The organism is Pseudomonas sp. B21-017, from assembly GCF_024749245.1.
Classification (GTDB): Bacteria; Pseudomonadota; Gammaproteobacteria; order Pseudomonadales; family Pseudomonadaceae; genus Aquipseudomonas.
Map to the genome: position 1 here is coordinate 2,010,396 of NZ_CP087194.1, position 25,510 is coordinate 2,035,905.

Genomic DNA, 25,510 nt, shown 5'->3' on the forward strand with positions numbered 1-25,510 from the left:
CCACTGATGACACTGTCTTGAACCATCAAACGCGACTGCCTGGCGTATTCGGCATTTTTATATTGGGGATGCTGCAAGTTCTGGTCTGGGGAGGTTCGTTCTTCCTGATGGCCGTCATGGCTGAGCCAATCATGAAAGAGACCGGCTGGGCCAGCCAATGGGTGTATGGCGCGCTGTCTCTGAGCATTCTGGTTTCTGCAATGCTGGCGCCATTGACCAGCCGGCTTATCGCCCGCTACGGCGGCCGCCCCATCCTTGCCAGTAGCGGCCTGGGCGTCGCCATCGGGTTGTTTCTGATGGCGAGCTCGACCTCGTTGCCGATGTTTCTTTTGTCTTGGGCAGTGATTGGCGTCGGTATGGCGCTGGGGCTGTATGAAGCGTTGTTCGCCGCTTTAGGTTCTCTGTACGGGGAGCGGGCGGGCAGTGCGATTACCGGGATCACGCTTATTTCAGGGTTTGCGACAACGCTGTCATGGCCAGCGGTTGCGTTGGTCATCGAGCATGTTGGCTGGCGCACGACGTGTGTGGCTTATGGGGTGTTATTGATCATTGCCGTGGCACCGCTTTATCTCTGGGTACTGGCGCGGGGCGCGGGGCCACTCGCAAAAAGCCATGCCATGAGTGATGAAAGCCTCTCGATCGACCGGCGGATCTACCTGCTGCTCACACTGATTTTTGCGTTGGGTGCAGTGATCATGACGGCGATGTCTGTCCAGCTGATTTCATTGTTGCAGGGGCAGGGCTATTCGCTCGCAGCCGCCATCGGACTGAGCGCCTTGCTGGGTCCAAGTCAGGTCGGTTCACGTGTTCTACAAGTGTTTTCGCGAAAGCGACACCCGATCTGGACGACATTGATCTGCGTGGTATTCGTGGCAGTTGGTCTGTTGCTGGTGACCATGGCGCCGGCAATGACCGCGGTGGGACTGGTGATCTACGGCGCGGGTAATGGTTTGCGGGCGATCGTTCGAGGCCTGCTGCCGTTGGCCCTTATGTCGCCCACCCATTATGTTTTGCTGATGGGGCGCATGGCTCGGCCCTCGCTCATTGGACAAGCCTTGACCCCCCTCGCTGGCGGCTACCTATTGCAGACCTGGGGCGCTGGCGGAGTGCTTGCGGGCTTGAGTTCGTTGGCCGTATTGAATGTGCTGTTGGTCTTGCTGCTCATTAGGCTGGTGTGAAAAGAACAGTGCCGACCCTGCGGCAGGGTCAGCCACGCACGCTGCTCAGATACTCGAACAACTTGGCCGCTTCCGGGGTCAGTTGCGCCTGACTCGCAACCCCCACGAACAAGGTGCGGTGCGCCCAGTCATCGCTCAGGTCGACAGCAATCAGACGGCTGCCGAGCAATTCGGCACGTACGGATGACAACGGCAAGATCCCGATGCCCAAGCCGGCTTCGATCATCCGACAGATGCCGTCGAAGCTGCTGACCTGGATCCGCACCTTGAGGATCTTGCCCGCACTGACGGCGGCATCGGTGATTCTGCGCAGCAACGAGCTGCCCTGGTTGAGCGCGACATAATCGAAGCCAAGCGTGTCGGCAAAGGACACGTTGCGCTCATTCGCCAGTTCATGGCCGACCGGCACCAGGAGCACGAGTCGGTCGTCGCGATAGGGCAGTTTGTACAGGCCCTCGGCCGGTACGTTGTCGGCAAAAATGCCGATGTCGGCGCGCCCGTTTTCCACGGCTTGAATAATCGGTTCGCTGAGTGCTTCTTCCAGCCCGATACGCACGTTCGGATTGGCGCGCAGGAAAGACGCGAGGTCGTCCGGCAGAAACTGGACGACGGCGGAAGTGTTGGCGAACAGCCGCACATGCCCGCGCACCCCGACCGCGTAATCGCTGGCGTCGCACGCCATCCGGTTCACGCCTTCCAGAATCGTTCTGGCATGTTCAACGATCCCTTGTCCCGCGGCGGTCAGTTCGAGCCCCCTTGGCAGGCGCACGAACAGTGGGCACTGGGTCGTTCGTTCCAGCTCGGCTAACCGTTTGCTGGCCGCCGAGACCGTCATGTTGGCCTTTTCGGCGGCACGGGTCAGGTTGCCGGATTCGGCGGCGAAGATCAGCAGGCGCAATGACAGCAGATCGAAATGCAGGGGATTGATCATCAAGAGGATCCAAGGTTTTCCATTCTGGAAAGAGTAGTGGCGAAATATGAAATTTTCATCTGCCCGGTTTGTGTCGATTATCCATGCCACAAGTACTCAACAAGAACGGGAAACGTCATGAGGTTACCTCTGCAAGGTGTCAAGGTCGTGGAGCTCGGTCAACTGATTGCCGGGCCATTTGCGGCGAAAATGCTCGGTGAATTTGGCGCCGACGTGATCAAGATCGAGCCTCCGGTCACCGGTGACCCGTTGCGCAAATGGCGCTTGCTGCATGACGGTACTTCCGTCTGGTGGGCCGCGCAATCTCGCAACAAACGCTCGCTGACCCTTGATTTACGCCAGCGTGAAGCCCAACAGGTGGTGCGCCAGTTGCTGGCCGACGCGGATGTACTGATAGAGAACTTTCGCCCAGGGACTCTGGAAAACTGGGGGCTGGGTTGGGACATGCTGCACGCGCTGAATCCGAAACTGATCATGCTCCGGGTCTCTGGTTACGGCCAGACCGGGCCGTACCGTGACCGTCCCGGATTCGGCGTGATCGGTGAAGCGATGGGCGGGTTGCGGCATCTTTCCGGCGAGCCCGGGCGGACCCCGGTAAGGGTTGGCGTTTCCATCGGCGACTCGTTGTCGGCCTTGCACGGGGTCATCGGGATTCTGCTTGCCCTGCGTCATCGCGAGCAGAACGGCGGTGACGGCCAGCAGATCGACGTGGCGCTGTACGAGTCGGTGTTCAACATGATGGAAAGCCTATTGCCCGAATACTCGGTGTTCAATGCCGTTCGTGAGCCCGCCGGCAGCAGTTTGCCGGGTATCGCGCCGACCAATGCCTATCGCTGCCGTGACGGTGGTTTTGCCTTGATCGCCGGCAATGGCGACAGCATCTATCAACGCCTGATGGAAGTGATTGGGCGCCGCGATCTGGGGGCTGATCCAGCGCTTGCGCAGAACCACGGCCGAGTGCTGCAGGTTGAGCGCATCGATGCCGCCATCTCCGAATGGACCGCGCGGCTCAGCCTCGACGAAGTCTTGTCGATCCTGACCGAGGCGCGCATCCCGGCCGGCCGGATTTACAACGCTGCCGACATTGCCCAGGACCCGCATTACCGGGCGCGCGACATGCTGCTCGACAGCCAGCTGGACGACGGCACGCCGGTGACCTTGCCCGGCATCGTCCCCAAGCTGGGTACCACGCCTGGCAGCGTGACTCGCTCGGCGCCGACCCTGGGTCAGCACACCGCCGAGATTCTGGGCGAGCTTGGCATCGACGCTGCGCAGCAAGCCGGCTGGCGCCAGCGCGGCATCATTTGAACCGGAGAATCAACATGCAACGTCTTTTCTTGCAGGAAGTCGCGACCCGTGACGGCTTCCAGAATGAAGCGCGCTTTATCGAAACCGTCGACAAGATCGCCATGATAGATGCGCTCAGCCAGTGTGGTTTCGCCAAGATCGAGGTCACCTCGTTCACATCGCCCAAGGCCATTACCGCGCTGCGCGATGCCGAGGCGGTGATGCAGGGTATCCAGCGCAATCCGGCGGTGGAGTACACCGTGCTGGTGCCTAACGTGCGCGGTGCCGAGCGGGCCCTGGCGTGCAACATCGATGAAGCCAACCTGGTGATGTCGGTAAGCGAACCGCACAACCGTTCCAATCTGCGCATGAGCCGCGAACAGTCGTTTGCCCAGCTCAGCGAAGTGGTCAGCGTGATCGGCCAGGGGCCGGTGGCGATCAACGTGTCGTTGTCGACCGTGTTCGGCTGCCCGATGCAGGGCGATGTTCCGGTAGGGGAGGTGTTGCACTGGGTCGAGCGCTTCGCCGAGCTGGGAGCTCGCGGCGTGACCTTGTGCGACACCACTGGCATGGCGTACCCGAGTCAGGTCGAGATGCTGTCCCGGGCCGTCCGTGAGCGTTTTCCGGCGCTGCAGCTGACCCTGCATTTCCACAATACCCGTGGCATGGGCCTGGCCAATGCGCTGGCGGCCATCGAGGCCGGGGTCGATCGTTTCGATTCGTCCCTTGGCGGCCTGGGCGGTTGCCCTTATGCGCCGGGGGCCAGCGGCAATGTGTGCACCGAAGACCTGTTGCACATGCTGCAGTTGATGGGCTTCAACACCGGGGTTGATCTGGACCGGGTGCTGGCTGTCGCCGCGCAGTTGCCGGGTCTGGTCGGTCACGACATTCCCAGCCAGATCCTCAAGGCCGGCAAACGCCTGGACCTGCACCCGATTCCCGCCCATGTCGCCAACCTGGAAAAACAGGTGCCGTCGGCCCGAGCCCAGGAGCTGCACTCATGATCGATCATCTCGACCATTTAGTGCTGACCACCATCGACCCCGTGGCTGCCGAGGATTTTTACGTGCGGGTCATGGGCATGCAGGTGCAAACCTTTGCTGGTGGGCGCAAGGCGTTCGCTTTCGGCCAGCAGAAAATCAACCTGCACGTGCGTGGCCACGAGTTCGAGCCCAAGGCGCATTTGCCGGTGCCGGGAGCGCTGGACCTGTGTTTTATCGCCTCGATCCCTCTGGACCAAATGATCGCGCACCTGGCCCGTGTCGACTGGCCCATCATCGAAGGCCCGGTGTTACGTACCGGTGCCACCGGGCCGATACGTTCGGTGTATGTGCGTGATCCGGACCTGAACCTGATCGAGATTTCCGAACCCGTCCAGCCGGAGCGTGCAGCATGAAAGTGGTATTTCTTGATAGCGATAGCCTGCCCGTGAGCATTGCTCGCCCGGCCTGGGTCTCGGACTGGCAGGACCGCCCCGACACGACACCGGACCAAGTGGTGGAAGCCGCCCGGGATGCCGATGCGGTGATCACCAACAAAGTGCGCATCGGCCGGGCCGAACTTGAGCAACTGCCGAACCTGCGCTTTATCTGCGTCGCGGCCACCGGTTACGACTGCATTGATCTGGCGGCCTGCCGTGATTTTGCCGTGACGGTGTGTAACGTCCCGGCCTACTCGGCACAAAGCGTCGCCGAGTCGGTGATCGCGTCAATCTTCGCCCTGCGTCGACAGCTGTTCGCTTACCAGGCTGCGGCGCTGCGGGACTGGCCGGATTCGCGGCATTTCTGCGTCCATCGCGCGCCGATCCGGGATGTTCAGGGCAGCGTGTTGGGCATCATCGGCCGAGGTGGTATCGGCTTGGCTACGGCACGTCTGGCGAGCGCCCTGGGCATGCAGTTGCTGTTTGCCGAACACCGTGGCGTGGTCCCGGTGCGCAAGGGGTACCAGTCCTTTGAAACGGTGCTGGCGCAAAGCGACGTGATTTCTCTGCACTGTCCATTGACCGAGCGTACCCGACACCTGATCGGGGCCCTGGAACTGGCGCAGATGAAACCCGGCGCGTTGCTGATCAATACCGCTCGCGGACCGCTGGTGGACGAAGCGGCGGTGCTCGATGCGCTGGACAGCGGTCGCCTCGGTGGCGCGGCCCTCGATGTGCTTTGCCAGGAGCCACCACCGGCCGACCACCTTTTGCTCAATAGCCGCCATGCCAACCTGATCGTCACACCCCACGTGGCCTGGGTCAGCCAGAGCAGCCTGCAACGGCTGGCCGACGGCATCCTTGGCAACCTGCAGGGCTACCACTTGGGGAACCTGATCAACCTCGTGTCGTGAAGGCTTCACCACCCAACAAGAAGGTCCACTCATGAAAACAATAACAATCACACCGGTCCGTCAGTTTGTCTCGTTGTTCATTGCCGCGCTGTCCCTGGGCGCATTGCTGCAGGTAACGCCTGCCGTGGCGGCCGCCATCGTGCCGCCAGGTGCTCCGGTGGTTGGGATGATCGATCACGTCGACCACATCGTCCTGACTGCCACCGACCCGCAAGCGACCATTCATTTCTACACCAAGGTGATGGGCATGCACCTGGAAAAATTCGGCGAGGGCCGGGTGGCTTTCACGTTCGGCAACCAGAAAATCAACATGCACGTGCGCGGTCATGACATCGAACCCAAGGCCCACGTGCCCGTGCCAGGGGCCCTGGACCTGTGCTTTATCGCCAGCGCGCCACTGGACGAAGTCATCGCCCACCTCAAAACGGTGAACTGGCCGCTGGTGGAAGGTCCGGTGACCCGAACCGGGGCCCGGGGGCCCATTCGCTCGGTGTACCTGCGTGATCCCGATCTCAACCTGATCGAGATTTCCGAATACATCCAGCAGTAATCATCCCCCGAACACTCTTTCCCAGGCGATCGGTCGTGCACCGATGTGGCGGTCGGCTACCTGGGGAAATGCATCACGCCTGCGAGGAAGCCATCATGACAACAACAATTACACCCTCGATTGCCGAAAAAAAGCCGAGCCATTCACGCCTGCGCCGAGTGTTCCGCCACCTGTATGTGCAGGTGCTGCTGGCGATTGTGCTGGGCATCATCTTCGGTCATTTCTATCCCAGTCTCGGCGAAGAAATGAAGCCCCTGGGCGATACGTTCATCAAGCTGATCAAGATGCTGATTGCGCCGATCATCTTCTGCACCGTGGTCAGTGGCATTGCCAGCATGCAGAGCCTCAAGCGCATCGGCCGGGTTGGCTTCAAGTCGTTGCTGTACTTCGAAGTGCTGACCACCCTGGCGCTGGTGATCGGGCTGATCGGGGTCAACCTGATGCAGCCTGGTACGGGCATGCACATCAACCCGGCGACCCTCGACGGCCATGCCATCGACAGCTACAGCAAGTTGGCCCATGAACAGAGTGTGGTGGGCTTTCTCACCCATATCGTGCCCAGTACCGTGTTTGGTGCCTTTGCCGAAGGCGATATTCTCCAGGTGCTGTTCATTTCCATCCTGTTTGCCTTCGCCTTGCAGATGCTCGGTGCTGCCGGCAAACCGTTGCTGAACCTGATCGATCTGGTAGCCCAGGCGTTTTTCCGCATGGTCAAGATCGTGATGTATGTCTCGCCGCTGGGGGCCTTCGGCGGCATGGCCTTTACGATCGGCAAGTACGGCGTCGGCTCCCTGGGGGCGTATGGCAACTTGCTGATCTGCTATTACGTGACGGCGCTGTTTTTTGTGTTCGTGATTCTCAACCTGGTCGCGCGCCTGGCCGGTTTCAGCCTGTGGCAGTTTCTCAAGTACATCCGCGATGAGCTGTTTCTGGTGTTGGGCACCTCATCTTCGGAGTCGGCCTTGCCTCGGTTGATGGGCAAGCTCGAGCGCCTGGGGTGCGAGAAGTCGGTGGTGGGGCTGGTGGTGCCTTCGGGGTACTGTTTTAACCTCGATGGCAGCTGCATCAACATGACAGTGTTGGCGATTTTCATCGCCCAGGCGCTGGATATTCCGCTCGACCTGTGGCACCAGGTCACCCTGTTGTTGATTCTGTTGCTGACCTCCAAGGGCGCGGCCAGTGTCACCGGCGGTGCGTTCATTACCCTCGCGGCCACCCTTGGCAGCCTGGATGTGATTCCGGCGGCCGGGTTGGTGTTGGTGCTTGGGGTCTACCGGTTTATTTCCGAGGGCGGGGCATTGATCAACGTCATCGGCAACGGTGTCGCCACGCTGTTCATCGCCAAGTGGGAAGGGGCGCTGGACGAACAGAAGTTGGCGTCAGAGTTGCGCAATGGTTGTGCCAGGGAGGTTGAGGCACAGTCCTGAACGAGTTGTCGCAAGACAGCCCCAAGACCGCCCGGTCCACGAAAGCCGGGTGGTTTTGGGTTTTCAGGTTGCCCATGGGGCAAGCCCTGTCAGATATCACTTCTTCGGAGATTTGCTGCTGGCAGGAATATGCAAATAAGACATCACGCTTTCAGTCAGCTCGGTCGCCAACTTGACCGCTTCTTTATTGCGCGCCATCACACCCGCCACCAATCCTTCGATCAAGGCGAGCACGGCGATGTTGGAGCTGGTCATTACCGGATGGTCGGCGGGGGCAAACAGCACGTGTTCGGCAATGCTGGTGAGCGGCGATGCGGGTGAGTCGGTGATCGCCAGCACCGAGGCGCCGCGCTCATTGGCGAAGCGTGCGAGTTGCAGGGTGTCGAGGGAATAGCGCGGCAGGGAGATCGCCAGCAACACATCCTGATCGGTGATGGCGGCCAGGCGGTAAGCGGCATTTTCGTTGCCGCCCTCCATGCTGATGGCGGTGGCGTCGGCACAGAAGGGCATCAGGGTCGAGGCGGCGAGGCCGGCGAAGTAGACGCTGTTGCCAAAGCCCAGGATGTAAATTTTACGCGCTTCGATCAGGCGGGTGACGAAGGCTTCAAAGGTGTCGGCGTGGTTGTTGGTGGCTGCCGTGGCGAGGTTGCTGGTGGCGCTCTGGATTTGCTCATGCAGGCCAAATGCACCGCCAGGACGATGCGCCAGTTCGTTGCGCAGTTTGTCGACCGGCGACACCATCTGCTGCAACGTCGCGACCAGCTCGGCCTTCATGCCGGTGTAGCCACCCAGGTTCAGTGCCTTGGCCAGACGATTGACCGCGGCCGGCGAGGTGGAGGTTTCATGGGCCATTTCTTCGATGGTCAGCGTCGCGGCCCTTAGCGGGTGACGCAGGATAAAATCCGCCACCTTGCGCAGTGAAGGCTGTAGATCGGAAACGATTTCCGCCAGTTTACGCATCACCGGCGCGGCATAGACCGTGGTGTCTTTCGAAGGGGTCGGCATGTCCGGCTCTACAGTTCCTGAAGGGTTGGAGATGGGGCAGGCGCATAACCTGTAGGAGCGAGGCTTGCCCGCGAAGAACGATAACGCGCAATGCCTGAAAAACCGCGGTGTTCGCTTCGCGGGCAAGCCTCGCTCCTACGGGGTTTTGCGCGGGGGCATAAGTTGGCTGGAGTGTATGATTATTTCAAGCTGCCGGCCAGAAACTGCCGAAGCCGCTCGGACTGCGGATTGACCAGCACTTCACGCGGATTGCCGCGCTCCTCGACCAGGCCCTTGTGCAGGAACACCAGCTGGTTCGAGACCTCGCGGGCAAAGCCCATTTCGTGGGTCACGACCACCATAGTGCGGCCTTCGAGTGCGAGGTCCTGCATGACTTTCAGCACCTCGCCGACCAGCTCGGGGTCGAGGGCTGAGGTCGGTTCATCGAACAGCATCACTTCCGGCTCCATGGCCAGCGCCCGGGCAATCGCCACCCGCTGCTGCTCACCACCCGACATATGCGCCGGCCAGGCGTCCATGCGGTGCGCCACGCCGACTTTGTTCAGGTAATGCTCGGCCTTTTCCCGCGCCTGTTTCTTGTTCATGCCCAGCACATGCACCGGGGCCTCCATGACGTTTTCAAGGGCGCTCATGTGCGACCAGAGGTTGAAGTGCTGAAACACCATCGACAGTCGCGAACGCATGCGTTGTAGCTGTTTGGGCTCGGCAGCCTTGAGCCCGCCGAGTTTGTTGGTCACCAGCTTGAGCGGTTCGCCATTGAGCACGATGTTGCCGGCGTTGGGCTGTTCCAGCAGGTTGATGCAACGCAGGAAGGTGCTTTTGCCGGAACCGCTGGAGCCGATGATGCTGATCACATCACCGGCCTTCGCCTCCAGGGACACGCCCTTGAGCACTTCGTGGGTGCCGTAGCTTTTGTGAAGATCCTGAATTTCAAGTTTGTACATGGTTTCAACTCTCTGGAATCAGTCGCTGAGCAAGCGGCCTTGGCGAATAGGGCGAGTACCGGCCACTTTGGCCAGCCACAAACCGGGCTGGGCAAAGCGCAGACGTTCACGGGCATAGAGGATGCCGTCGGTGCTGGCGCGCACGATGCTGTGGCGATCGGTCAGCGGATCAAGCACTTCGAACAGCGGGTCGCCGACCCTGACCCGGGCACCCAGCGGTTGCAGATAACTCACCACCCCCGGGTGCGGTGCGTAGGCGTACTGGGCACCGGCGAAGGGTGTCGCTTCGCACTCGGTCGGTGGCGCGGCGGGCCAGTCACCGCTGATCAGGCCTTGCTCGGCGAGATAGCCGAGAATGGCCTGCGCGCTGTCGATGCAGGGCTCGCGTTCGGTATCGGCCATGCCGCGCAGTTCAATGGTGGTCGCCACACAGGCCAAAGAAATATCGGCTTCAGGAAAGAGTTCGGCCAGGCGCAACCAGGGAATCGCGCAGGCTTCATCAAAGGCACTGCCGCCCGCATCCTCGGCCAGCAATGCGGCGCCGGCACCCAGTCGAGCGGCCAATGAGCGCAGGCGCGGCCAGTGTTGCGGCATGGCGTAAAGCAGCATGATCGACTCGAAATCGCAGTGCAGGTCCAGCACCACATCGGCGTCACAGGCATGTGAAAGCAACAGGCGGCGCAGGCCATCGAGTTCCGAGGTCGGCGGTGGCATGTCGGCGAGAACATCGGCCATGGCGCGGCGGATCAGCCCGGTGTTGACGTCGGCGTGGGTGCCCAGTCGACCTTTCACCAGCGCCGCCACAGCTTCGGCCAGCTCTGGAAAATCACGATTGAAGTTCTTCCCGCTGGAGAACTCAAAACGACCTTGATGGGTGGCCTGGAACATCTGGGCGATGCCAATCGGGTTGGCCATCGGCACCAACTCGACGACCCCATTCAGGCGACCTTGTTCTTCCAGCACGCGCAGACGCTGCTTAAGTTCAGCCGCCACGCGCATCCCCGGCAGCTCGTCGGCATGCAGGGAGGCCTGGATGTAGGCCTTGCGCGGCCCGCTGCCAAAACGAAACAGCGACAGCCGTCGTTCTGTGCCCGAGGCCCCCCACGGCAACAGGTATTCAATGTGCTCCATAACAGCTCCTTAGTGCTTGCGCGGTGCCAGATAGGCCAGCCAGCGGCGCTCGGCCAGCTTGAACAGACGAACCAGGATGAAGGTCAGGGCCAGGTAGATAAGGCCGGCGGTGATGAACGCCTCGAATGGCAGATAGAACCGCGAACTGACCGTACGAGCGGCTCCGGTGATGTCGACCAGGGTGACGATCGACGCCAGGCTGGTGGTCTGCAGCATCATCAGCACTTCGTTGCTGTATTGCGGCAGTGCCCGGCGCAAGGCCGACGGCAGGAGCACGCGGCGGTACAAGGTAAAGCGCGACATGCCCATGGCCTTGGCGGCTTCGATCTCGCCGTGGGCCGTGGCCTTCAAACTGCCGGCCAGCAGTTCCGCGCTATAGGCGCTGGTATTGATCGCGAAGGCCAGGCAGGCACAAAAGGTTGCGCTGGACAGGTAAGGCCAGAGCACGCTTTGGCGTACCGCTTCGAACTGCGCCAAGCCGTAATAGATCAGGAACAATTGCACCAGCATCGGGGTGCCGCGAATCACATAGGTGTAGAGCCAGGCCGGGAAGCTGATCAACGGCGATCGAGAGACGCGCATCAGCGCTAAAGGAATCGCCAGCACCAGGCCAACGGCCAGGGAAATCAGTAGAACTTTGAGGGTCAACAAGGCGCCATTGAGGTACAGCGGCAGGTTTTCCCAGATCAGGTTGTAGTCGAGAATCATGGCGGTGCTCCCCGTCACAGTTCGGCGGCTTTGACGCCGACCGAGTAGTGTTTTTCCAGATAGCGCAGCACCAGCAATGACACGCTGGTCAGCAGCAAGTAGAGCGCGGCCACCGCGAGGAAAAACGTGAACGGCTCATGGGTGGCGTCCGCTGCGTTTTTGGCTTTGAACATCATGTCCTGCAACCCGATCACCGAGATCAGCGCGGTGGATTTGGTCAGCACCAACCAGTTGTTGGTGAACCCCGGAATGGCGAAACGAATCATCTGCGGCACCAGAATCCGCCAGAACACCTGAGCGCCGCTCATGCCATAAGCCACACCGGCTTCGGCCTGACCTTTAGGGATCGCCATAAAGGCGCCACGAAAGGTTTCAGAGAGATAGGCACCGAAAATGAAGCCCATGGTGCAGACGCCGGCGATAAAGGGGTTGATGTCGATGTAGCGGGTGTAACCGAGCGCGAGGGCAATGCGGTTCACCAGGTCCTGGCCGCCGTAGAAGATCAGCAGGATCAGCACCAGGTCAGGAATACCGCGAATCAGGGTGGTATAGCCTTCGCCCAGCATCGCCAGCCATTTGAACGGTGACAGACGAAAGGCGGCGCCGATCAGACCCAGGGCAATCGCCATGGTCATGGAAGTCAGGGCCAGATTAATGGTCAGCCAGGCGCCATCGAGAATGCTCGATCCGTAGCCGTGAAGCATGATGAAGTTCCTCAAGCGAGCGCCGGGAGGCGCGCGAGACAAGCCAGAAGTGGCACCCGCAAACGCCGGCGCCAGGGTTTCGGGTAACGGCTTATTCGCCGTAGATATCGAAGGCGAAGTACTTGGCCATCACTTGCTGGTACTTGCCATTGGCGCGGATGGCGTCAATCGCTGCGCTCAGGCGTGCAACGTTCGCACTGTCGCCTTTACGCACCGCGATCCCGGCGCCTCTGCCGAAGTATTTCGGGTCGTTGATGTCCGGCCCCACCAGAGCGAAACCTTTACCTATGGGGGTTTTGATGAAGCTCTCATCGGTGTTGACGATGTCGGCGAGGGTGGCGTCCAGGCGACCTGATGCCAGATCGAGGAAGGCTTCATTTTGTGAGCCGTAGCGGACCACTTCGACGCCGGCTTGCGCCAGTTGCTCAGTGGCGAAACGGTCGTAGGTCGAGGCGCGTTGTACGCCGACTTTCTTGCCTTTGAGATCGACCAGCGGGTCGTTGATCACGCTGCCGCTCTTCATCGCGAACTTGCCCGGCGTGTGGTAGTACTTTTTGCTGAAGTCGACCGACTTCATCCGGTCTTCAGTGATCGACATCGACGACAGCACAGCGTCGATCTTGCGCACTTTGAGCGACGGGATCATGCCGTCGAATTCCTGGATGACCCACTCGCATTTGACCTTCATCTCTGCACACAGCGCGTTGCCGATGTCGTAATCGAAACCACTGACATTGCCCTCCGGCGTCTTGAAGGAGAAGGGCGGGTAGGCGGCTTCGATGCCGATACGCAGGCTGTCCTCGTCGGCGTGTGCCAGCAAGCTTGCGGCGCACAGTGCCAGAGCACCTAGAAGTTCTGTCTTGTTCATATTGTTGACTCCTTGGATGGGGCGTTGGTGATACGGGGCTGCCGTCCGGTCTGGCGAGGTGGACTGTCCTGATGATTTGCGAGGCTATAAATGACATAAAATATTTCACAAATCAATCGTGTGAAAATAAACATATCAACGCGGGGCGACAAGCGGAGTACTCATGGGCAGTAGCCGCAGCCCTGCCAGCGAGCCTTTGAATAAAAAACGGGCGCCGATCAGGGCGCCCGTTTTTTCATTTCGGTATCAAGGTATTTGTTTTGCTCATCCCTCGGCTTTCGTCGATTTGATGAGGTTGTTGCGCAGTTTCACGATCGCGTTCTGCAACTGTGTGAACTCGTCCGGTTCCAGACCCGTTGCGTGGGAAAGGCCCGTTTCGGGGCGGTCTTCGCGTAGCTGTCGACCGCTTTTCGTCAGGCTGATCCGCACCTGCCGCTCGTCCTCGGGATCACGTTGCCTTTGCAGGTAGCCCATCGCTTCCAGTTTCTTCAGGATCGGTGTGAGCGTGTTCGATTCGAGAAACAGCTTCTCGCCAAGGCTGCCCACGGTTTGGTGGTCTTCCTCCCATAGCGCAACGATGGTGATGTATTGCGTATAGGTGAGCCCCAAGTGCTCGAGTATTGGTTTGTAGGCCTTGCCGAAGGCCAGGTTCGTGGAATAGACCGCAAAACACAGGAAGTCGGAGAGCTTCAGATCAGCGGGGACGGTCTTGTCAGTGCGTTTCATGTGCTTCCTCGTTGGCCAAAGTAGAAGGCTCGCAAAGGCAAAATATACCTCGTATACGATTGTGTCGGAACAGCTCTGATTTGTTGACGGTGGCCGGTCTGACAGCAACGTCTGACCGGCCGCACGTATGGGTTTGTGGTTCGCACGCGCTTAAAGCGCATGCGATGTATTTGCAGAAAAAAATGCAATCGTGGTGCGTTAAACCGTGAGGACGTTCAGGGCCACGTCGATATTGCCGCGCGTCGCCTTCGAGTACGGGCAAATCTGATCGGCGGTGTGCGCCAGTGTCGTCGCAACGTCATGCGCCAGACCCGGCACGCGGAGCGTCAATCGAGCCTGAAGGAAGTAGGCCGCACCGGTCTGGCCCAGATCGACTTCGATGTCGACCGACAAATCAGACGGCAGCACCACGTTCATGTCATTGGCCACCAGTCCGACAGCGGCGGTGTAACAGGCCGACCATGCACCGGCGAACAATTGCTCGGCGGTCGGGTGTGGCTGAACAGCGGCGAACACGTGCGCCGGTTTCGCGCTTCCAGGCGACGACAGCGTGATGTCGAGGCTGCCGTTATGGCCACGCGACGTGTTGCCAGCGGCGCTGGCAGTGGTGTGAGTTTTGCCGGTCATCAGGACTTTTTCGATCTTGCTCATGGGGTGGATCCTCAGTGTTTCGAATGATGTGATTTTGTGTATCGTATGCGTTTGTATCGCATGCGATATAATAATAATTGCGCAGGCACCCATCGCTGTCAATCGGTCGGGTTGCGCCGCCCGACGAGTGGCCTGTGGATGCCACCCCTGCCTGCCGGCTCACTGTCATGAAATGAAAAGCCATTGTCGTCTGATGAGAAGCGGCTCGTCAGGCGGCGTCCTACAGTCCAGTCAGCGCAAATCGACGCTGCACGCCAACCTTGCAGACTGGAGAATAAGAAAACATGGCCAAAGCCGTACGCTTCTACGAAACCGGTGGTCCCGAAGTCCTCCGTTATGAGGAGGTCGAAGTCGGTGAGCCCGGTCCAGGCCAGGTTCGTCTGCGTCATGTGGCGGTGGGCCTGAACTATGCCGATACCTACTTTCGCAATGGCACTTATCCGATCCCGATGCCCAATGGCATGGGGGTCGAAGCCTCCGGCGTGGTCCAGGCGATCGGCGAGGGGGTTACCAACGTGCGCGTGGGGGATCGCGTCACCTACACCGGTTTTCTCAATACATTGGGTGCCTACAGCACCGAACGGTTGATCCCGGCCGCACCGCTGATCAAATTGCCGGAAACCATCAGTTTCGAGACCGCCGCGGCGATGACCATGCGGGGCCTGACGTCGTCGTACCTGATGCGGCGCATTTACGATTTCAAGGCTGGCGACAGCATTCTGTTGCACGCCGCCGCAGGTGGCGTGGGCCTGATCGTGGCGCAGTGGGCCAAGCTGCTCGGCCTGACCGTCATCGGCACCGTGTCCACCGAGGTCAAGGGTGAAATCGCCAAGGCCCATGGCTGCGACCATGTGATCAATTACAGCCATGAAGACGTCGCCCAGCGTGTGCGCGAGTTGACGGACGGTGTTGGTGTCAACGTGGTGTTCGACAGTGTCGGCAAGAACACCTTCATGGGTTCCCTGGATTCGCTCAAGCGTCGTGGCCTGATGGTGTGCGTCGGCACGGCTTCCGGTCCGATCCCGGCCGTCGATCCGGTACTGCTGGCGATGAAAGGCTCGCTGTTCATGACCCGTCCGGCCCTGGCCGACTACATCGCCGACCCGGCGGAAAAAACCGCGTTGGCCAATGAGTTGTTCGACCATGTCGGCAGCGGCCGGATCAGGATCGAGATCAACCAGCACTATGCCTTGCAGGATGCCGTCCAGGCCCATAGTGACCTGGAATCACGCAAGACCACGGGCTCATCGATTTTCGTCATTTAAGGGAGTCGTCTTCCATGAAAGTCGAACAGTTGACTTGCAGCATTGGCGCGGAACTGCTGGGCGTCAACCTCGCCGATGCGGTGCATGACGACGGTCTTTTTGCCGAGATCCGTGCTCAGTTGCTCACGCATCGCGTGGTGTTCCTGCGTGATCAGGAGATCACCCGCGCCGAGCACGTGGCCTTCGCCCGGCGCTTTGGCGAACTGGAGGATCACCCGGTGGCCGGCAGTGACCCGGATCATCCAGGGCTGGTGCGCATCTACAAGCGCCCGGACCAGCCGATGGACCGTTACGAGAACGCCTGGCACACCGATGCGACCTGGCGCGAAGTGCCGCCAATGGGCTGTGTGTTGCGTTGCGTGGAATGCCCGCCAGTTGGCGGCGACACCATGTGGGCCAACATGGTGGAGGCCTACGCGCGGTTGCCGGATGACGTAAAGGCGAAGATCGCCGACCTGCGTGCGCGCCACAGCATCGAAGCGAGTTTCGGTGCCGCGATGCCGATTGAAAAGCGTCTGGCGCTCAAGGCGATGTACCCGGATGCCGAGCATCCGGTGGTCCGTACTCATCCGGAGACTGGCGAAAAGGTGCTGTTCGTCAACGCCTTTACTACCCACCTGAGCAACTACCACACCCCCGAGCGGGTGCGCTTTGGCCAGGACGCCAACCCGGGTGCCAGTGAGTTGCTGCGCTACCTGATCAGCCAGGCTTACATCCCCGAGTACCAGGTGCGCTGGCGCTGGAAACCCAACAGCATCGCCATCTGGGACAACCGCAGTACCCAGCACTACGCCGTCATGGATTACCCGCCGTGCCATCGCAAGATGGAACGCGCCGGCATCATCGGCGACAAGACTTAACGATCGACCGCAGCTGCATTCGCTCTCACAGACACGTCTGCCCGGCGCGATCCGGGCGTGTGGACAACCATAATAATAGGAGTAACCCATGCAATTCTTCGACGATTCCCTGCACCCGGAAAACATGGAAAAGGTGGTCATCACCGTGGCCCCGTATGGCCCCGAGTGGATGCCGGAAGACTTTCCCGAAGACATCCCGTTGACCATGGATGAGCAGGTGCAGAAAGCGGTCGATTGTTATGAGGCGGGTGCCACGGTTTTGCACCTGCACGTGCGCGAACTGGACGGCAAGGGTTCCAAGCGTCTGTCCAAGTTCAACGAGTTGATCGCCGGTGTGCGTGAAGCCGTGCCGGACATGATCATCCAGGTTGGTGGTTCGATTTCTTTCGCACCCGAAAGCGATGGTGAAGCGGCCAAGTGGCTGTCTGACGACACTCGCCACATGCTCGCGGAGCTGACGCCAAAACCGGATCAGGTCACGGTGGCTATCAACACCACCCAGATGAACATCATGGAGCTGCTGTATCCGGAATACCTGGAAGGTACGTCCCTGGCCAACCCTGCCTATCAGGCGGCCTACAGCGAAATGACCGTACCGGCAGGCCCGGCCTGGGTCGCCGAACACCTCAAGCGCCTGATGGACAACGGCATCCAGCCGCATTTCCAACTGACCGGCATGCATGCCATGGAGACCCTTGAACGCCTGGTACGCAAAGGCGTGTACAGGGGGCCGTTGAACCTGACCTGGATCGGCATCGGCGGCGGTTTCGATGGCCCCAATCCGTTCAACTTCTTCAACTTCATCCATCGCGCGCCGGACGGTTGCACCCTGACCGCTGAATCGCTGCTCAAGAACGTACTGCCGTTCAATACCATGGCGCTGGCGATGGGGCTGCACCCTCGCGTGGGGATTGAAGACACGATCATTGATCAGAAGGGCAAGCGTTTCAGCTCGGTGCAGCAAATCGAGCAAACCGTACGCATTGCCCATGAACTGGGTCGCGAAATCGCCACCGGTAAAGAAGCCCGCGAGATCTATCGCATCGGTGTGCAGTACCAAAGCATCGAAGAAACCCTGTTGGCCAATGGCATGGCCCCCAACCGCAAGGCTGGACAAAAGGGTGTGCCGCAACGCGGCTGATCGACTGATCGACTGATCGGCAGACGAAGCGGGCGGTTAAACGCCTCCCGCTCGCTGCATGGCAACACGCTTGATAACAACAATAAAACGAAGCTTTGAGGAGGCTGCATGGCCTTTCACCCAATCGCCGCAGACGATGACGACGGCAGTGGCGTCGGCGTTGCGCGCAAGTATGCCTGGATCGTCTTCGCACTGACGTTCGGCCTGCTGATTTCCGATTACATGTCGCGCCAGGTACTGAATGCGGTGTTCCCGATGCTCAAGGGCGAGTGGGCCCTGAGCGACGGTCAGCTCGGTCTGCTCAGTGGCGTTGTCGCCCTGATGGTCGGCCTGCTCACCTTCCCCTTGTCGTTGTTGGCGGATCGCTTCGGTCGGGTCAAGAGCCTGGCGTTGATGGCGCTGTTGTGGAGCCTGGCCACACTGGGCTGCGCGTTGGCGCAGGACTACCAGCAGATGTTTATCGCCCGCTTCATGGTGGGGGTCGGTGAGGCGGCCTATGGCAGCGTCGGCATCGCGGTGGTGATTTCGGTGTTTCCCAAACACATGCGTGCAACGCTGGCCAGTGCCTTCATGGCGGGCGGCATGTTTGGTTCGGTATTAGGCATGGCGCTGGGCGGTGCCATCGCCGCCAAACTGGGCTGGCGCTGGTCGTTCGCCGGCATGGCGCTGTTCGGCCTGCTGCTGGCGGTGCTTTACCCGATCATCGTCAAGGAAGCACGCATTGCTCCGCAACGTGCCGCGCAGGCGGCGAACAAGGCGGCTGCCGCGGTCAAGCGTCCGCTACGTACGCTGTTTTCCAGCCGCTCGGTGATCGCTGCCTACATCGGCAGTGGCTTGCAACTGTTCGTCGGCGGCACCGTGATCGTGTGGATGCCCAGCTACCTCAATCGTTATTACGACATGGCCACGGACAAGGCGGGCGGCGTCGCGGCGATCATCGTGCTGTGCAGCGGCGCGGGGATGATCCTGTGCGGCATGCTCAGCGATCGACTGTGTCGCCCTTCGCCGGAGCGCAAAGTCGCTTTGGCCATCGCCTATTGCCTGGGCAGTTGTCTGCTGTTGTCGACGGCCTTCGCCCTGCCGCCAGGGCCTGTGCAATTGGTGCTGATCTGCCTGGGGATGTTGATTGCCGCCGGCACGACCGGTCCTTGCGGAGCCATGGTTGCCAACCTGACCCATTACTCGGTCCATGGCACGGCCTTCGCCACGCTGACCTTGGCCAACAACATGCTGGGGCTGGCGCCTGGGCCGTTCATCACCGGCCGGGTGTCCGACCTCATCGGCTTGCAGGCGGCTTTTCAAATGGTGCCACTGGTCAGTATCGCGGCAGCGGCCGTGTTCTTTTACGCCAAGTGTCATTACCACAAGGACATGGCCCGGCTTCAGGGCGAGCAAGTCCACGATTCGATTGGCAAAGCGGTGTTAGAGGTGAAGTTGTGAGTGGTCGTTTACGTATTGATGTGTTTTTCGATTTCATCTGCCCCTGGTGCCTGATCGGCAAGCGCCAACTTGCGCGCGCGCAAGACCTGCTGCGTGTCCGGCAACCCGGCGTGGAAATCACCACGGTGTGGCACGGGGTGCAATTGCTGCCGCAGTTGCCGGCACAGGGTGAACCCTTTGTCGATTTTTACCTCAAGCGCCTGGGCAGTCTTAAAGCCGTAGCGATGCGCCTGGCCCAGGTGCAGCAGGCTGCGATGGCGGTGGGCGTGCCCATCGATTTGAGTCGTATCGTCCGCATGCCCAATACCGCCGACGCCCATCGCTTGCTGGAGCATGCGAGGGTGCTCGGCAATAGCGCCCAATGCGATGTTTTGCTTGAGCGTTTGTTCGCTGCTTACTTCCAGCTCCAGGGATCAGAGAGCGGTGAGGATCTGGGCTGCCAGGAGACCTTGCTTGCCATCGCCCGGTCGTGTGGCTTCGACCCTGATGCCATGGCCTCCTGCCTGCAAGGCGACGGCGATCCTTACATTGGCAACGAGGCGGAAGCCGCCAGCGGCGTGCCCAGTTTTCAGTTCGATGGTCGCCTGACAGTGGTGGGCGCTCAGCCTGCCGAGGCGCTATTTGACGCCATGGGCGAAGCCTTGCTCGACAGTCATCGCGCGCGGCAACCGGTATGAGTCTTCGAATCCCCGTGCCCGCTGGAAAACTCCCGCCGGCAGGCGGTCGTGCGCTGTTCGAATGCGATGGCAAAAGCCTGGCGCTATTCAACATCGAAGGGGACCTGTTCGCCATTGACGACAGTTGCCCGCACCAGGGCGCCTCGTTGTGTGGCGGGCGCCTTGAGGGGCGAGTGATCCAGTGCTGCGCCCATGGCCTGCGCTTCGATCTGCGCAGCGGTTACTTGCTCAATTCAACCCAGGTCAAAGTTGCCAACTATCCGGTCGAGACAATTGACGGCCAGGCATTCATCGTCATCGCTTGCGAGGAGCCCGCGCCATGAACGCTATCGCGCTTACCCGTATCCACAGCCGAACGCGCGAATTGGCGCCAGGCTTTATCGTCAGCTTGATCGTGGCGGCCGCCGCGTCCTTTTTGTCCGAGCACTACGGTGCGCCGGTGATGCTGTTTGCCTTGCTGTTGGGCATGGCGCTGAACTTCCTGGCCAGTGAGGGTGCCTGCAAGGCTGGCATCGAATTCACTGCACGCACTGTGTTGCGCATTGGCGTGGCCTTGCTCGGCATGCGCATCACCCTTGAGCAGATTGCCGCGCTGGGCTGGAAGCCTGTGGCGCTGGTGGTGATTCTGGTGGTGGTGACGATCGGCGTCTCGGTGATCGCGGCCAAGGCGATGGGGTTTCAGCGCTTGTTCGGCATGCTCACCGGTGGCGCCACTGCGATTTGTGGTGCCTCGGCGGCGTTGGCGCTGGCGGCGGCGTTGCCCAATCATCCACAGAAAGAACGTGCGACGTTGTTCACGGTGATCGGGGTGTCGGCGCTGTCGACCCTGGCAATGATCGTGTACCCGATGATTGCCAATTGGCTGTCGTTGTCGCCGCAAGTGGCGGGGGTGTTCCTGGGGGCGACCATCCACGATGTCGCCCAGGTCGTCGGCGCTGGTTACAGCCTGTCGACCGAGACCGGCGATACCGCCACGGTGGTCAAGTTGATGCGGGTGGCGATGCTGCTGCCGGTGATCGTTTGTGCGGCGATGGTCACGCGCATGCAGGGTGCCGATCCGACCGGCAAGCGGCCACCGCTGCTACCGTGGTTCGCCGTCGGTTTTCTGCTGTTGGCCTGTATCAACAGCACCGGCTGGATCGCCCCGGTGGTGCAAGGTTCGGTCAATGAACTGTCGCGCTGGTGCCTGGTGGTTTCCATCAGCGCCCTGGGTATGAAGACTCAGCTCAAGGAGCTGGCGGCGGTCGGTATCAAACCCATTCTGCTGATGGTGGGGGAGACGGTGTTCCTGGTCGTGCTGGTGTTGCTGTTGCTGCGCTGGGGGCTGTAGGCACACAAAATCCTGTGGCGAGGGAGCTTGCTCCCGTTGGGGTGCGAAGCGGCCCCAAAACGGCTCGCCGCGTACTTTCTGAAAAAATGCAGTGGTCTTAAAAAAGGGGCTGCTTCGCACCCCAGCGGGAGCAAGCTCCCTCGCCACGGGACTCTCGGCCGGTGTCACTGATACCGGTTCTTTTACGGCGACTGTGCCAGCAGTCGCCGTTTTTTTTGGCTCAGGTTTTTTGCGGTGCGGGCAGGGTGGTTGGGGCAGTCGGTGACTTGACGGTGTGTTTTTGTGCGCTGCGCCATGTAGCGGGCGGCATGCCGAACTGGGTGATGAACCAGCGTGTGAAGGAGCTCGCCATGGAGTAGCCGAGCATGTCGGCGATCCGGCCCAGCGAGTAATTCGGATTGTCCAGGTAGCGCAGCACCAGGTCGCGGCGCACGTCGTTGATCAGGTCGTTGAAGGCGCAGCCGTCGTCTTTGAGGCGGCGCTGCAGAGTCCGGACATTCATGCCCTGGGTCTGGGCGATCTGCTCGATGGTGGCGCGTCCCATCGGCAGCAGCAGGTAGATGGCTTTGCGCACCTCGAACAGTATCGACGGGCCTTCGTGGTTGAGCAGCGAGTCGAGGTAACTCTGGGCGTAGCGCGCCATGGCCGGGTCGGCATTGGGGTTGGTCATGTCGAGGCTGGCGTCGGAGCAGACAATGCCATTGAACTCACTGCCGAACTCCAGCGTGCAGCCGAACAGGCGGCGATGCAGTTGCAGGTTGTCCGGGGGCTGGTGCGTGAAGTTGACGCTGTAGGGGTGCCAGTGTGTACCGAGCAAGGCAGCGCACAGGCGGAACATGACCCCGATGGCCAGCTCAGTGGCCTGGCGGGAAGGCATTGGCGATTCAGTGACTACCTCCTCGCGAATGATCACCATCTTGTCGGCCTCTTCAATGAAGATGGCCAGCGAATCATTCATCAGGTGACGGTAATTCACCACGACCTGCAAGGCATCACGCAGCGTACGTTGGTGGCTGAGGAGCAGGCTGACGACTCCGAAGTCCGAGAGCTGGCGCGACTCGGCCATGCTCAGGCCGAAATTCTGGCAGCCGCTGGCGGCGGCCGAGTCTTCCAGCAGGCGTACGGCGGCATCAATGGGAATGCGGTGTTCGGGCGCTTGCAGCAGGGCTTTGCTCAGGCCGACGCCGGCCAGTACATCGCGCGGGTTGAACCCCAGGTATTGAGTGACTTCCAGGTAGTTGGTCAAGACGGCGGCGCGAACAAGCTTGGGCATGCGAAAGTCTTTCCTGGGCCGGTTGCGATTCAAATGAGCGTGGCGACTATATCCAGCACATCAGCAATTGAACAGTTGCGAGGTTGTCGAGGGCGCTCGCTCAAATCTGTCCAGGATCACCTCCGTTGTCGTGGCGCAATCGACGCTCACCCGTTGATTACAGTGACCCGCAGAGAACCTGAGGGGATTTACGACCAATGGTCGCCGCGTGCCGATCCCTGGAAATTTGTCATGAAAAGAAAAGTGCCTGACGTCCAATGAAAAGCGCTTCGGGTGGGCGCTCTTTAATGTCAGTCCTACAAAAAGCCCCTGGCCAATAGAGCCAGTCGAGTCATCGAGAAAGCGAAGGTGTTGACGTGGACAAACTGCAAACTGCCGCAACCGTTCTGATCGTACCGGGCCTGCGCGAGCACGTTGCCGAGCATTGGCAAACGCTGCTTGAAGCCAGGTTGTGCAAGGTGCGCAGTGTGCCGCCGCAGGCAACCGACAAGCTCGATTGCGCCAAGCGGGTCGATGCGATTCAACACCAGCTGGAGCAGATCGATGGGCCGGTGATTCTGGTGGCCCACAGCGCGGGCGTGTTGATGGTCGCACATTGGGCTGCGCAACACAGCCGGCCGATCAAGGGCGCGCTGCTGGCCACTCCTCCGGATCTCGATGCTGATTGGCCGCAAGGCTACCCATCCGCTGAAACCCTGCGTACCCAGGGTTGGAACCCCCTGCCAAAAGGGCCGCTGCCGTTCCGCAGTCTGGTGGCCGCCAGTACCAACGACCACCTCGCCAGCCTGGCCGCCGTCACTCAGCTGGCTGAAGGCTGGGGCAGTGAACTGCTCAACGTGGGCGACGCAGGTCATCTCAATCCGGCTGCAGGCTTTGGCCACTGGCCTCAAGCCGAAGCTCTCATCCTGGAGCTGGACCGCTAGTTCAGGCGCCGGGTGGCCCCCAGTCATCCGGCATTTGCCCTCATTCCTGAAAAACGCAAACCCCTGGAACAAGGGGGTGTGAGGGCGGCTGCGCTTAAAACAAATACAAAAAGGCGGAGACAACGCAATGCACAACAATAAGAGTCACGGGTTCGCCCCCTCGCGATGCACCTTGTTGGCCTCGGCCATTCTGGGCGCCGCCGTGCCGGTCGCGCAGGCGGTCGAGCTGGACACAGGTAACCCGGACTGGACCGCGCGCCTGGATAACACCGTCAAGTACAACTACGGTGTGCGCACCGAAAGCGCCGACAAGCGCCTGTTGGCGACACCGAACAACAACGATGGCGACTACAACTTCCGCAAGGCCGGAACCAACATCACCAACCGCGTTGACCTGTTGACCGAAATGGATGTGGTCTACAAGGACCACATGGGCTTTCGCGTCAGCGCCGCCAGTTGGTATGACAAGGCCTACGAGAACACCGGCTCCAATTCCAACCCGTTCGTCAATGGCAATGACGCAAGGTCGGGTCTGGTCGCCAACGATCCGCGCCTGGCCGGGGTCACGGGCGACAATGTCGGCAATGGCAGCCCCCACCTGAGCCACTACGCCGAGCGTTACTACACCGGTCCTTCCGGCGAAATCCTCGACGCCTTCGTGTTCTACAGCACCGAAGTGGGCGAGGAGTCGCTGTTGAGCGTCAAGGCCGGTCAACACAACGTGTTCTGGGGCGAGACCATCCTCAACCCGGTGCACTCGATCAGCTACGGCCAGTCCGGGCTGGACCTGGCCAAACTGGCCGCCTCGCCGGGAACCGAAGCCAAGGAACTGTTCGTTCCGCGTAACCAGCTGTCGATGTCGTTCACCGTCAATCCCGAGTTGACCGTGGCCGCTCAGTACTTCCTCGATTGGGATGCCGCCCGCCTACCGGAAGCCGGTACTTACTATGGCGGCTCCGATCTGGTCGGCTTCGGTGCGCAGTCGTTCCTGCTGGGCAACACCAATGGCGTGGTGCCGGGCAGCCCGTTGGGTTGTGGTTTGGCGCCCTGCAACAGTTTGACCAATGTGCGTCGCGGTCATGACCTGACGCCGGACAAGCGCGGCGACTGGGGGGTAATGGCCAAGTGGTCGCCGGCCTGGCTGGATGGCACCCTCGGTGTTTATTACCGCAATACCTCGGAAATCCTGCCGCAAGCCTGGCTGAACGCCACCGGGCTGACGTCGGCCAATCCCAACGGCACCCCGCCTGCCGGCATGGTGCCGGCGGTGGTCAACACCCTCAATTCGTTGAGCACCAGCACCTATCAACTGGCCTATGCCGACAACATTCAGATCTTTGGCCTGAGCCTGTCCAAGGATGTGCGCGGTATCAGTGTGGGTTCGGACCTGAACATTCGTCACAACATGCCGCTGGCCAGTATTCCGGCGATTGTCAGCTCGACCGGGCCGCAGGGTTTCGGCGCCGGTCTGGGCCTGCTGCCGGCCCGTACGGTGGCCACCGGTGTGATCTATGACACCCCGCAAAAGGGCGACAGCCTGAGTGCCACCGGTGACACGTTGCACTGGACGCTCAACGGCCTGATGACATTCCCGAAAACACCGGTGTTCGATTCGGCCAACCTGCTCGCCGAGTTGTACTACAGCAACCTGCTCAAGCTCGATAGCAAGAACGAAGCGCTCTACAAGGGCCAGGACAGCTATCGCGGCATCGACCAGCCGACCCGGGACAACTGGGGCATCGCGGTCAACTTCACACCGACCTGGTACCAGGTATTCCCGGGGGTCGATCTCAACGCCCCGATGTCCATCAACGTCGGCCTCGCCGGCGTGTCACCGGTGTCCGGTGGCGGTGCCAAAGACACCGGCAACTATGCCTTGGGCGTGGGTGCTGTTGTGTACAACAAATACTTCATCGACCTGAAGTACGTGGACTCCTTCGGCAAGACCGACAAGTGCGACGTCAGTGGTTTGAGCACCGGCGCGGCCAATGCCGGCAGCGGAGACGGCTCCACACCCAATGCCTTTAGCGGCAATGAAAACTACGCGTGTTACGGCGGTGGCTACTCGGCCTTCTCCGGTGGTGGTGCCACGACAGAGGACCGTGGCGCCGTTTACCTGACGATGAAAACCACTTTTTGATTCACCACTGGCTTACG

The 25,510-nt window shown here is 60.6% G+C and carries 26 protein-coding genes; 16 read left to right on the plus strand and 10 right to left on the minus strand.

Annotated elements, in window-relative coordinates; genetic code table 11:
- The first annotated feature begins 68 nt into the window (after positions 1-68).
- Positions 69-1,178, plus strand: coding sequence for an MFS transporter (locus tag LOY28_RS08990; RefSeq protein ID WP_258614423.1), 1,110 nt, complete (start codon positions 69-71; stop codon positions 1,176-1,178).
- 28 nt (positions 1,179-1,206) lie between these two features.
- Here the strand turns inward: LOY28_RS08990 and LOY28_RS08995 are convergent, their stop codons facing one another.
- Positions 1,207-2,109 carry a LysR family transcriptional regulator gene (locus LOY28_RS08995; RefSeq protein WP_258613373.1) on the minus strand — a complete coding sequence of 301 codons (903 nt, stop codon included), beginning with the start codon at positions 2,107-2,109 and terminating at the stop codon, positions 1,207-1,209.
- Between the two features lie 117 nt (positions 2,110-2,226).
- Here LOY28_RS08995 and LOY28_RS09000 point away from each other — a divergent pair, with 117 nt between their 5' ends.
- The 6 genes from LOY28_RS09000 to LOY28_RS09025 all read left to right on the plus strand — a co-directional run bounded on the left by LOY28_RS09000 (position 2,227) and on the right by LOY28_RS09025 (position 7,707).
- On the plus strand, positions 2,227-3,417 hold the full coding sequence (locus tag LOY28_RS09000; RefSeq protein WP_258613374.1) for a CaiB/BaiF CoA-transferase family protein: 1,191 nt from the start codon (positions 2,227-2,229) through the stop codon (positions 3,415-3,417).
- Positions 3,418-3,431: 14 nt separating this feature from the next.
- A complete protein-coding gene (locus LOY28_RS09005) occupies positions 3,432-4,400 on the plus strand; it encodes a hydroxymethylglutaryl-CoA lyase (RefSeq protein WP_258613375.1) in 969 nt (322 codons plus the stop codon).
- Complete coding sequence (locus LOY28_RS09010) at positions 4,397-4,792, plus strand: VOC family protein (RefSeq protein WP_138867096.1); 396 nt, start codon at positions 4,397-4,399, stop codon at positions 4,790-4,792. The genes LOY28_RS09005 and LOY28_RS09010 overlap by 4 nt, the downstream gene beginning before the upstream one ends.
- Entirely contained in the window at positions 4,789-5,730 is a 942-nt protein-coding gene (locus tag LOY28_RS09015; protein WP_258613376.1) for a D-2-hydroxyacid dehydrogenase, read from the plus strand. The genes LOY28_RS09010 and LOY28_RS09015 overlap by 4 nt, the downstream gene beginning before the upstream one ends.
- Before the next feature lie 166 nt (positions 5,731-5,896).
- A complete protein-coding gene (locus LOY28_RS09020; protein ID WP_258614424.1) occupies positions 5,897-6,280 on the plus strand; it encodes a VOC family protein in 384 nt (127 codons plus the stop codon).
- 95 nt (positions 6,281-6,375) lie between these two features.
- A complete protein-coding gene (locus LOY28_RS09025; protein WP_225602796.1) occupies positions 6,376-7,707 on the plus strand; it encodes a dicarboxylate/amino acid:cation symporter in 1,332 nt (443 codons plus the stop codon).
- A 96-nt stretch (positions 7,708-7,803) separates the two neighbouring features.
- Here the strand turns inward: LOY28_RS09025 and LOY28_RS09030 are convergent, their stop codons facing one another.
- The 8 genes from LOY28_RS09030 to LOY28_RS09065 all read right to left on the minus strand — a co-directional run bounded on the left by LOY28_RS09030 (position 7,804) and on the right by LOY28_RS09065 (position 14,444).
- Positions 7,804-8,712, minus strand: a complete 909-nt coding sequence (locus LOY28_RS09030; protein ID WP_018928330.1) for a MurR/RpiR family transcriptional regulator — start codon at positions 8,710-8,712, stop codon at positions 7,804-7,806.
- Positions 8,713-8,891: 179 nt separating this feature from the next.
- The gene (locus LOY28_RS09035) at positions 8,892-9,656 is read right to left on the minus strand and encodes an ABC transporter ATP-binding protein (protein ID WP_018928329.1); all 765 of its coding nucleotides are present in this window, start codon (positions 9,654-9,656) and stop codon (positions 8,892-8,894) included.
- Positions 9,657-9,674: 18 nt separating this feature from the next.
- A complete protein-coding gene (locus LOY28_RS09040; RefSeq protein WP_018928328.1) occupies positions 9,675-10,787 on the minus strand; it encodes a succinylglutamate desuccinylase/aspartoacylase family protein in 1,113 nt (370 codons plus the stop codon).
- A 9-nt stretch (positions 10,788-10,796) separates the two neighbouring features.
- Complete coding sequence (locus LOY28_RS09045; protein WP_018928327.1) at positions 10,797-11,495, minus strand: ABC transporter permease; 699 nt, start codon at positions 11,493-11,495, stop codon at positions 10,797-10,799.
- 14 nt (positions 11,496-11,509) lie between these two features.
- Entirely contained in the window at positions 11,510-12,199 is a 690-nt protein-coding gene (locus LOY28_RS09050; protein WP_258613377.1) for an ABC transporter permease, read from the minus strand.
- Positions 12,200-12,290: 91 nt separating this feature from the next.
- Positions 12,291-13,067, minus strand: a complete 777-nt coding sequence (locus LOY28_RS09055; protein WP_019581928.1) for an ABC transporter substrate-binding protein — start codon at positions 13,065-13,067, stop codon at positions 12,291-12,293.
- A 264-nt stretch (positions 13,068-13,331) separates the two neighbouring features.
- Complete coding sequence (locus LOY28_RS09060) at positions 13,332-13,793, minus strand: MarR family winged helix-turn-helix transcriptional regulator (RefSeq protein WP_018928325.1); 462 nt, start codon at positions 13,791-13,793, stop codon at positions 13,332-13,334.
- 198 nt (positions 13,794-13,991) lie between these two features.
- The gene (locus LOY28_RS09065) at positions 13,992-14,444 is read right to left on the minus strand and encodes an Ohr family peroxiredoxin (protein WP_086945290.1); all 453 of its coding nucleotides are present in this window, start codon (positions 14,442-14,444) and stop codon (positions 13,992-13,994) included.
- A gap of 284 nt (positions 14,445-14,728) precedes the next feature.
- Between LOY28_RS09065 and LOY28_RS09070 the strand changes: the two genes are divergently transcribed.
- From LOY28_RS09070 to LOY28_RS09100, 7 genes are all read left to right on the plus strand, one after another.
- Positions 14,729-15,709: a quinone oxidoreductase gene (locus tag LOY28_RS09070; RefSeq protein WP_258613378.1), complete on the plus strand. Its 981-nt coding sequence runs from the start codon at positions 14,729-14,731 to the stop codon at positions 15,707-15,709.
- Between the two features lie 14 nt (positions 15,710-15,723).
- Positions 15,724-16,569 (plus strand): TauD/TfdA family dioxygenase, encoded by an 846-nt coding sequence (locus tag LOY28_RS09075; protein WP_258613379.1) that lies wholly within the window; start codon positions 15,724-15,726, stop codon positions 16,567-16,569.
- Between the two features lie 88 nt (positions 16,570-16,657).
- Positions 16,658-17,710, plus strand: coding sequence for a 3-keto-5-aminohexanoate cleavage protein (locus LOY28_RS09080; protein WP_086945292.1), 1,053 nt, complete (start codon positions 16,658-16,660; stop codon positions 17,708-17,710).
- A 108-nt stretch (positions 17,711-17,818) separates the two neighbouring features.
- Positions 17,819-19,150 (plus strand): MFS transporter, encoded by a 1,332-nt coding sequence (locus tag LOY28_RS09085; protein WP_018928320.1) that lies wholly within the window; start codon positions 17,819-17,821, stop codon positions 19,148-19,150.
- Positions 19,147-19,827, plus strand: coding sequence for a DsbA family oxidoreductase (locus LOY28_RS09090; protein ID WP_258613380.1), 681 nt, complete (start codon positions 19,147-19,149; stop codon positions 19,825-19,827). The genes LOY28_RS09085 and LOY28_RS09090 overlap by 4 nt, the downstream gene beginning before the upstream one ends.
- The gene (locus LOY28_RS09095) at positions 19,824-20,150 is read left to right on the plus strand and encodes a Rieske 2Fe-2S domain-containing protein (protein ID WP_026286598.1); all 327 of its coding nucleotides are present in this window, start codon (positions 19,824-19,826) and stop codon (positions 20,148-20,150) included. Before LOY28_RS09090 ends, LOY28_RS09095 begins: the two co-directional genes overlap by 4 nt.
- The gene (locus LOY28_RS09100) at positions 20,147-21,157 is read left to right on the plus strand and encodes a YeiH family protein (protein WP_064616844.1); all 1,011 of its coding nucleotides are present in this window, start codon (positions 20,147-20,149) and stop codon (positions 21,155-21,157) included. The genes LOY28_RS09095 and LOY28_RS09100 overlap by 4 nt, the downstream gene beginning before the upstream one ends.
- A 220-nt stretch (positions 21,158-21,377) precedes the next feature.
- On the opposite strand, the gene LOY28_RS09105 is transcribed toward LOY28_RS09100, so the two are convergent.
- The gene (locus LOY28_RS09105) at positions 21,378-22,430 is read right to left on the minus strand and encodes an AraC family transcriptional regulator (RefSeq protein ID WP_018928316.1); all 1,053 of its coding nucleotides are present in this window, start codon (positions 22,428-22,430) and stop codon (positions 21,378-21,380) included.
- 356 nt (positions 22,431-22,786) lie between these two features.
- Here LOY28_RS09105 and LOY28_RS09110 point away from each other — a divergent pair, with 356 nt between their 5' ends.
- Positions 22,787-23,353 (plus strand): alpha/beta hydrolase, encoded by a 567-nt coding sequence (locus LOY28_RS09110; protein WP_018928315.1) that lies wholly within the window; start codon positions 22,787-22,789, stop codon positions 23,351-23,353.
- A 127-nt stretch (positions 23,354-23,480) separates the two neighbouring features.
- Positions 23,481-25,493 (plus strand): DUF1302 domain-containing protein, encoded by a 2,013-nt coding sequence (locus LOY28_RS09115; protein WP_258613381.1) that lies wholly within the window; start codon positions 23,481-23,483, stop codon positions 25,491-25,493.
- Positions 25,494-25,510: the final 17 nt, after the last annotated feature.

Coding starts and splice junctions, on each gene's coding strand:
- LOY28_RS08990 (WP_258614423.1), top strand. CDS start 69: ATGCTGCAAGTTCTGGTCTGGGGAGGTTCGTTCTTCCTGATGGCCGTC.
- LOY28_RS08995 (WP_258613373.1), bottom strand. CDS start 2,109: ATGATCAATCCCCTGCATTTCGATCTGCTGTCATTGCGCCTGCTGATC.
- LOY28_RS09000 (WP_258613374.1), top strand. CDS start 2,227: ATGAGGTTACCTCTGCAAGGTGTCAAGGTCGTGGAGCTCGGTCAACTG.
- LOY28_RS09005 (WP_258613375.1), top strand. CDS start 3,432: ATGCAACGTCTTTTCTTGCAGGAAGTCGCGACCCGTGACGGCTTCCAG.
- LOY28_RS09010 (WP_138867096.1), top strand. CDS start 4,397: ATGATCGATCATCTCGACCATTTAGTGCTGACCACCATCGACCCCGTG.
- LOY28_RS09015 (WP_258613376.1), top strand. CDS start 4,789: ATGAAAGTGGTATTTCTTGATAGCGATAGCCTGCCCGTGAGCATTGCT.
- LOY28_RS09020 (WP_258614424.1), top strand. CDS start 5,897: ATGATCGATCACGTCGACCACATCGTCCTGACTGCCACCGACCCGCAA.
- LOY28_RS09025 (WP_225602796.1), top strand. CDS start 6,376: ATGACAACAACAATTACACCCTCGATTGCCGAAAAAAAGCCGAGCCAT.
- LOY28_RS09030 (WP_018928330.1), bottom strand. CDS start 8,712: ATGCCGACCCCTTCGAAAGACACCACGGTCTATGCCGCGCCGGTGATG.
- LOY28_RS09035 (WP_018928329.1), bottom strand. CDS start 9,656: ATGTACAAACTTGAAATTCAGGATCTTCACAAAAGCTACGGCACCCAC.
- LOY28_RS09040 (WP_018928328.1), bottom strand. CDS start 10,787: ATGGAGCACATTGAATACCTGTTGCCGTGGGGGGCCTCGGGCACAGAA.
- LOY28_RS09045 (WP_018928327.1), bottom strand. CDS start 11,495: ATGATTCTCGACTACAACCTGATCTGGGAAAACCTGCCGCTGTACCTC.
- LOY28_RS09050 (WP_258613377.1), bottom strand. CDS start 12,199: ATGCTTCACGGCTACGGATCGAGCATTCTCGATGGCGCCTGGCTGACC.
- LOY28_RS09055 (WP_019581928.1), bottom strand. CDS start 13,067: ATGAACAAGACAGAACTTCTAGGTGCTCTGGCACTGTGCGCCGCAAGC.
- LOY28_RS09060 (WP_018928325.1), bottom strand. CDS start 13,793: ATGAAACGCACTGACAAGACCGTCCCCGCTGATCTGAAGCTCTCCGAC.
- LOY28_RS09065 (WP_086945290.1), bottom strand. CDS start 14,444: ATGAGCAAGATCGAAAAAGTCCTGATGACCGGCAAAACTCACACCACT.
- LOY28_RS09070 (WP_258613378.1), top strand. CDS start 14,729: ATGGCCAAAGCCGTACGCTTCTACGAAACCGGTGGTCCCGAAGTCCTC.
- LOY28_RS09075 (WP_258613379.1), top strand. CDS start 15,724: ATGAAAGTCGAACAGTTGACTTGCAGCATTGGCGCGGAACTGCTGGGC.
- LOY28_RS09080 (WP_086945292.1), top strand. CDS start 16,658: ATGCAATTCTTCGACGATTCCCTGCACCCGGAAAACATGGAAAAGGTG.
- LOY28_RS09085 (WP_018928320.1), top strand. CDS start 17,819: ATGGCCTTTCACCCAATCGCCGCAGACGATGACGACGGCAGTGGCGTC.
- LOY28_RS09095 (WP_026286598.1), top strand. CDS start 19,824: ATGAGTCTTCGAATCCCCGTGCCCGCTGGAAAACTCCCGCCGGCAGGC.
- LOY28_RS09100 (WP_064616844.1), top strand. CDS start 20,147: ATGAACGCTATCGCGCTTACCCGTATCCACAGCCGAACGCGCGAATTG.
- LOY28_RS09105 (WP_018928316.1), bottom strand. CDS start 22,430: ATGCCCAAGCTTGTTCGCGCCGCCGTCTTGACCAACTACCTGGAAGTC.
- LOY28_RS09115 (WP_258613381.1), top strand. CDS start 23,481: ATGCACAACAATAAGAGTCACGGGTTCGCCCCCTCGCGATGCACCTTG.